This is a genomic window from Streptococcus pluranimalium (genome assembly GCF_047785745.1).
Classification (GTDB): domain Bacteria; phylum Bacillota; class Bacilli; order Lactobacillales; family Streptococcaceae; genus Streptococcus; species Streptococcus pluranimalium_B.
In genome coordinates this window covers 1-6,332 of the sequence record NZ_JBLOJT010000097.1, presented here as the reverse complement: position 1 = coordinate 6,332, position 6,332 = coordinate 1, and the positions used below count along the sequence as shown (strand labels likewise).

Below are 6,332 nucleotides of genomic sequence, written 5' to 3'. Positions count from 1 at the left end.
AGGATTTGAAATCTAAGAGTAAAAACAGGTTCTGAGTTGTTTTATTGAGTCTATTCTTAAGCTCATTTTTTTATGGTCAAACCTAATATTATTTGCGATAATAAGAGTATGAAAAGTTTTTTATCTATCCAAACCATCAGTAAAGTGGCCATGCTGTCGGCTCTTTGTGTTGTTTTACGTTATATTTTTTCGTCTTTACCCAATATTCAACCTATTACGGCTCTATTTTTAGTGTTAGTAGGGGCTGAGACTTTACTTTTTTCTGTCTTAGTCATGAGTCTAAGTCTATTGATATCCTCTTTTTTATTAGGTTTTGGACCATGGGTCATGTTTCAAATCATTAGTTTTGCTCTTGTTCTGCTTTTGTGGAGACTATTGATAATCAAAACATGGCATCCACATATCCTGATGTTTTTAGCAGCTTGTTTGGCTTTTTTATATGGTATAATTATTGATAGTTTGATGGCTGCTTTTTGGGAGATGCCGTGGTGGTCCTATGTGGTAGCAGGATTGCCCTTCAATCTTTATCATGCACTATCAACGTTACTATTTTACCCTATTTTAGAAAAGATCTTGAGGAGATTTTATAATGAAAAAAATGTTAAAACCAGTTATACTGGCTAGCACTCTATTATTACTAACTGCTTGTGCTAAGGATGATGCTCACAAAAAGCCAGAAGCCGATGAAGTAAAGGTAACCGTTAGTGTGAAACCAGAAGGAGAAAAAGCTGATAAGAAAGAAGTCATCGTTGATCAGGATGATTCTGTTTTAGAAGCTCTTGACGAAGCTTTTGACGTTGAAGATGATAATGGTTTTGTGACAGAGATTGAAGGTCATAAGCAAGATCCAGCAAAGAATCTTTACTGGATGTACAAAGTTAATGGTAAAATGGCCAATAAAGGTGCTGAAGAAAATACCGTCAAAGATGGTGATAAAATTGAATTTTATCAGGAAGTAAGCAATTAAGAAACGCTATCAGATAATAATAAAAGTAACGGTCTAGTGAAACCGTTACTTTTATTATTGTTGATAGGAATTGAATGAAAATCGGGCTAGATCGTTAACTGTTAAGGTTGCTGTTCTAAATATTATGAAAAGAGCAAAGAGTCATCTAGAGAGGGTTACTTTGGGTTAGACCTACAAAGTCTTACAAGTTTTAAATAGTATATCCTAAGAAGACTTTGTTACTATTAGTTTTCGTTTAGTTCACGACTATAAGCGATAATTTGATCGACCGTGTCATTCAAGAATTGGATAGTGTCTCGAAGTGGTTTATCAGTTGAAATATCAGCTCCGATAATCATAGCTGTGTCAAGTGGTGTCTTGCTGCCACCAGATTTGAGAAGGTCAAGCCACTCCTTAGCCCCATTATCGTTGTTCTTGAGATTGAGGTAACCTGCTGTTGAAAGGACTAAACCGGCAGAGTAGGTGTAGCTGTAGAGCCCCATATAATAGTGTGCTTGGCGCATCCAAGTAAGGGCAGCATCATCATCAATTTCGACAGCGTCACCCCAGAAGTCTGTTAAGACTTCCTTCATGAAAGTGTTTAGAGTTTCTGCGCCGAAAGTACCTCCAGCTTCAATCAAGTTATAAACCTTACGTTGGAAAGCTGCTTCAAGCAAGTGGGTAATGAAGTTGTGGAAGTAAGTATCTGTTAAGCGATGAGCCAGAGCGAAGCGTTTTTGGCGGGCATTATCAAATTGATTTTCCAAATAATCACTTAGAAGTAATTCGTTGAAGGTTGAAGGAGCCTCCACATAATAGGTTGACATATGCGTGTTGTAATAAGACTGATTATTATCAGAAAAGATGAACTGTCCAGAGTGTCCAATCTCATGGATAAGCGTGTAGACATCAGACATGCGTCCTGTCCAACTCATCAGAACATAAGGGTGAATCTTATAAGGATCAGCTGCATAGCCACCAGAATCCTTGTTTTCATTAGCAGCGAAGTCAACCCAGCGCTCAGTCTGATAACGTTCAACTTCTTTTGTGTACTCAGAACCTAGTGGTGCGACGGATTTCATAACCAAATTGTAGGCATCATCAATGGAGACTTCAGGATTGAGCTCAGTATCAATATCAAGTTTCCAATCAGCAAAGGTCATCTTGTCTAGATCGTTGATCTCAGCGATATGCTTGAGGTATTTTTGTGCTACTGGACCAAACTCAGACATGATTAAATCAATCTGGCGATCAAACATGCTACGATCCACTTCTTGCTCAGCTAAGAGATAGTCATAGACAGAGTCGTAGCCTCGCATGTCTGCAATCAATTTTTCAGATTTGACTTTAGCCAGATAGGCAGCGGCAGCAGCATTTTGATGAGCTCTTAAACCTTTTGAGAAAGAGCGGAAGGCCTTGTCACGAATGTCAGCATTTTCATGATTTTGATAGAAATTTTCATAGGTGACAAAGGAATTTTTATAGGTTTTACCATCAACTTCAAAATCGTCCATGGCAAAATCACCAGCCCGCATCTTAGTATAAATATCATACGGGGCAGCCAGAACCTCTCTCAAATTTGAGAGAGCTTTTTCTACTTCGGGGTCGAGTAAGTGTTCTTTTTGGATTTTTGCCTGGCGAATGGCTGCGCTAAAGTGAGGATTATTTTCTAATTCATCTAAAATAGCTGAATCAGCAGTAGCGAGTGCTGTGTCAAAGAAGCTGAGCGCTACACTAGCTTTAGTAGCGAAATCATCACCAGCCTTAGCAATTTCAGCAAATTCTTCGCTTGAGAAGTCCGTTGTTTGAGGCATAAAAGCGTAAGTTTCAATATGACTCATTTGGATGTAAATCTGTTCAAGCTCCATGAGTGCCTGGGTGAAATCATCAACAGATGTTAAGTTGTTTTCATAATGACGAGTAAAGGTATCGACATCACTCAAGGCTTTTTCAATAGCTAAGAGAAAATCTTGGCGGTCTTTATACAAAGCGGTTAAATCCCAAAGTTCGTTTTCGGGAAATTCTGAACGTTTTTTTAGTTCCATAAATAGCCTCCTTTTCTTTAGTATATCAAATCTTTAGGAAACTGTTCAAAAAGATCAGCATTATTTTAAAGGAATTTCAACTGATGAAATAGCAGTATCAAGTGCAGTTCCTTACAAAAAATGATATGATAATGGCTAGATACAAAAAAGAAATGGAGTGGTTTTGTGGACATCACTAAATTAGAAAGCAGTAGCAATCAAGTTCTTATTCAAGAAGAAGTTGAGATACTAACTCAACTCTTAGAAGAGATCACTCAAGGGCTTGTTGGCGAAGGTGTTTATTCTAAAATAAAGGAATTGACAAACTTATCAAAAACTGAGGATTATCAAGGGTTGCAGAATGTTATTTCGACGATTAACAACGAAGAAATGGTCTTGATTTCACGTTATTTTAGTATCTTACCGTTATTAATCAATATTGCTGAAGATGTTGATTTAGCCTATGAAGTTAATTATCAAAATAACATTAACAAGGATTACCTTGGAAAATTGTCCACAGTTATGGGAATGATTGCAGAAAATGAACAGGGTGCTGAGGTTATCAATCATTTAAACGTCGTTCCAGTTTTAACAGCCCATCCTACACAAGTCCAACGTAAAACAATGCTTGAGTTGACCAACCATATTCATGAGCTTCTAAGAAAACATCGTGATGTCAAATTAGGTCTCATCAATGAGGAAAAATGGTATGCAGACATGCGCCGTTATATCCAGATGATGATGCAAACGGATATTATTCGTGAGAAAAAATTGAAAGTTAAAAACGAAATCACCAATGTCATGGAGTATTATCCAACTTCCTTGATTAAGGCGATTACCAAGCTCACCCAAGAATACAAATCTTTAGCGGTTAAAAATGGTATTGCTCTTGAAAATCCCAAGCCGATTACGATGGGAATGTGGATTGGTGGTGACCGCGATGGCAATCCTTTTGTAACAGCTGATACCTTGCGACTATCGGCAACCCTTCAAAGTGAAGTCATTTTGACTTACTATATCGAAAAAATCTCAGCACTTTACCGTCAATTTTCATTATCAAGTAGCTTGACAGCTGTGTCAGACGGTGTTTTGGAGTTAGCCAGAAAATCTTTGGATCATTCAGAGTTTCGTGAAAACGAACCTTATCGTAAGGCATTTATCTATATTCAAGCAAAGTTAGTTAATACATTGGTTGACTTGAAGGGCCCAGAAGCTGATTTTTCAAAGGATTTAAGTAAATTAGGACAACAGTCTCGTCAACCACACACAGCTGAGTATCACTTGGCTAATGCTGGTCATTTTAGATTAGTTAATGATTTATATACCAGTGTTGAGGAATTTAAGGCTGACTTGAGAATTATCCAAGATTCCTTAGAAGAAAATGGAATGGCTAGTCTGATCAAAGGTGATTTTTCAGAAATATGCCAAGCTGTTGATGTGTTTGGTTTCTTTTTAGCAACGATTGATATGCGTCAAGATTCTAGTGTTCAAGAAGCTTGCGTCGCAGAGCTTTTGAAAACAGCTAATATCGAGAGTGACTATAGTTCTTTACCTGAGGAAGAAAAATGTCACTTGTTATTGAAAGAATTGGTAGAGGATCCTCGTCAGCTTTCAGCTACCAATGCGACAAAGTCAGAATTGTTGGAGAAAGAGTTAGCCATTTATCAGACAGCGCGTGAGTTGAAAGACCGTCTGGGTGAAGACGTGATTAAACAGCATATCATTTCTCACACAGAAACTGTTTCAGATATGCTTGAATTAGCTATTATGCTTAAAGAGGTAGGACTGCTAGATAAGGATCATTCTCGCATTCAGATTGTACCTTTATTTGAAACCATTGAGGACTTGGAAAATGCGAAAGGCATTATGACTGACTACCTCAATCTTGATATTGTGAAAACATGGCTCAAAGACCATCAGGGTTATCAAGAAGTCATGCTGGGCTATTCAGACTCGAACAAAGATGGTGGTTACTTAGCTTCTGGATGGACACTCTACAAGGCTCAAAACGAATTGACAAAACTTGGTGAGCAATTTGGTGTTAAAATGACCTTCTTCCATGGTCGAGGGGGAACCGTTGGTCGAGGAGGTGGTCCATCTTATGATGCCATCACATCACAACCTTTTGGTTCTATTAAAGATCGCATTCGTTTAACAGAGCAGGGTGAGGTTATTGGAACAAAATACGGCAACAAGGATTCAGCCTACTACAATTTAGAAATGTTGATCTCAGCAACCCTTGATCGGATGGTAACTCGGATGATTACAGATCCTAGCAAAATAGACGATTATCGTTCCATCATGGAAGGGATTGTAGCGGATAGTAATTTGTTTTACCGTGATCTTGTTTTTGGAAATCCTCATTTCTATGATTATTTCTTTGACGCAAGTCCAATCAAGGAAGTTTCAAGCCTTAACATTGGTTCGCGCCCTGCAGCCCGTAAAACCATTACGGAAATTTCAGGACTTCGTGCCATTCCATGGGTATTTTCATGGTCCCAAAACCGTGTCATGTTCCCTGGCTGGTATGGTGTTGGCTCTAGCTTCCAAAACTTTATTGATAAGGATCCGGCAAACTTAGCTATTTTGCAAGAAATGTACCAGTCATGGCCATTCTTTAAATCACTTTTGGCTAATGTGGATATGGTTCTTTCAAAATCAAATATGAACATCGCCTTCCAATACGCTCAAATGGCTGAAAGCCAAGAAGTTAGAGATGTCTTTTTAACTATTCTAGATGAATGGCAATTAACCAAAAATGTTATTTTAGCTATTGAAAAGCATGATGAGTTAATAGAAGATCTTCCTAACCTCAAAAATAGTTTGAATTACCGTTTGCCTTACTTCAATGTTCTGAATTATATTCAAATTGAATTGATTAGACGTTTTAGAGCAGGTAAACTTAATCCTAGCCAAGAAAAATTGATTCATATTACCATCAATGGTATTGCGACTGGTTTACGTAATTCAGGTTGATGCCTAAAACGAGATAATATGTTTAGTTTGTTTAGGAAAAGATCAGGCACCTGAAAATACTAGTTTATTTGATTATGCTTCGGGATATAAGAGGAATAGTTTGCAAGCATGGGCTTATTGTTGATAAGCGATTGTCCTCGATTTATTGTTTATGAGTTTATTGACGTTTCAATGTTTTAGTTAAAAAAGAAAATACATTCATTTGATATTATCTTCTGGTCTTTGGATTTTGAAGATCACAACATTGGTAAAGACTGTGACATTTGAACTGCACCCCAAAAGTTAGACATAAAATGGCTCTTCGTCAACTGTAGTGGGTGACTTATAATTAACATCTAGAGAGAATCGTTCCGGTTCTCTCTTTTTGAGTGTTTAAAGCGATGAGT

General features: G+C 37.6%; 4 protein-coding genes. 3 read left to right on the top strand and 1 reads right to left on the bottom strand.

All coding sequences use genetic code 11. From position 1 onward, the window contains the following. Positions 1-72: 72 nt before the first annotated feature. Both ACMZ6U_RS08655 and ACMZ6U_RS08650 read left to right on the top strand, forming a co-directional pair. Positions 73-624 carry an ECF transporter S component gene (locus ACMZ6U_RS08655; RefSeq protein WP_416107957.1) on the top strand — a complete coding sequence of 184 codons (552 nt, stop codon included), beginning with the start codon at positions 73-75 and terminating at the stop codon, positions 622-624. Further along, positions 590-967, top strand: a complete 378-nt coding sequence (locus tag ACMZ6U_RS08650) for a DUF4430 domain-containing protein (RefSeq protein ID WP_416107956.1) — start codon at positions 590-592, stop codon at positions 965-967. Before ACMZ6U_RS08655 ends, ACMZ6U_RS08650 begins: the two co-directional genes overlap by 35 nt. A 224-nt stretch (positions 968-1,191) precedes the next feature. Here ACMZ6U_RS08650 and pepF read toward each other — a convergent pair whose 3' ends face one another. Then, positions 1,192-2,991 carry an oligoendopeptidase F gene (gene pepF, locus ACMZ6U_RS08645; RefSeq protein WP_416107954.1) on the bottom strand — a complete coding sequence of 600 codons (1,800 nt, stop codon included), beginning with the start codon at positions 2,989-2,991 and terminating at the stop codon, positions 1,192-1,194. Between the two features lie 165 nt (positions 2,992-3,156). Between pepF and ppc the strand changes: the two genes are divergently transcribed. Then, complete coding sequence (gene ppc / locus ACMZ6U_RS08640) at positions 3,157-5,946, top strand: phosphoenolpyruvate carboxylase (protein WP_416107952.1); 2,790 nt, start codon at positions 3,157-3,159, stop codon at positions 5,944-5,946. Positions 5,947-6,332: the final 386 nt, after the last annotated feature.

Bases quoted from the DNA above. Each gene is read 5' to 3' on its own strand.
- ACMZ6U_RS08655 (WP_416107957.1), top strand. From the start codon at position 73: ATGGTCAAACCTAATATTATTTGCGATAATAAGAGTATGAAAAGTTTT.
- pepF (WP_416107954.1), bottom strand. From the start codon at position 2,991: ATGGAACTAAAAAAACGTTCAGAATTTCCCGAAAACGAACTTTGGGAT.
- ACMZ6U_RS08650 (WP_416107956.1), top strand. From the start codon at position 590: ATGAAAAAAATGTTAAAACCAGTTATACTGGCTAGCACTCTATTATTA.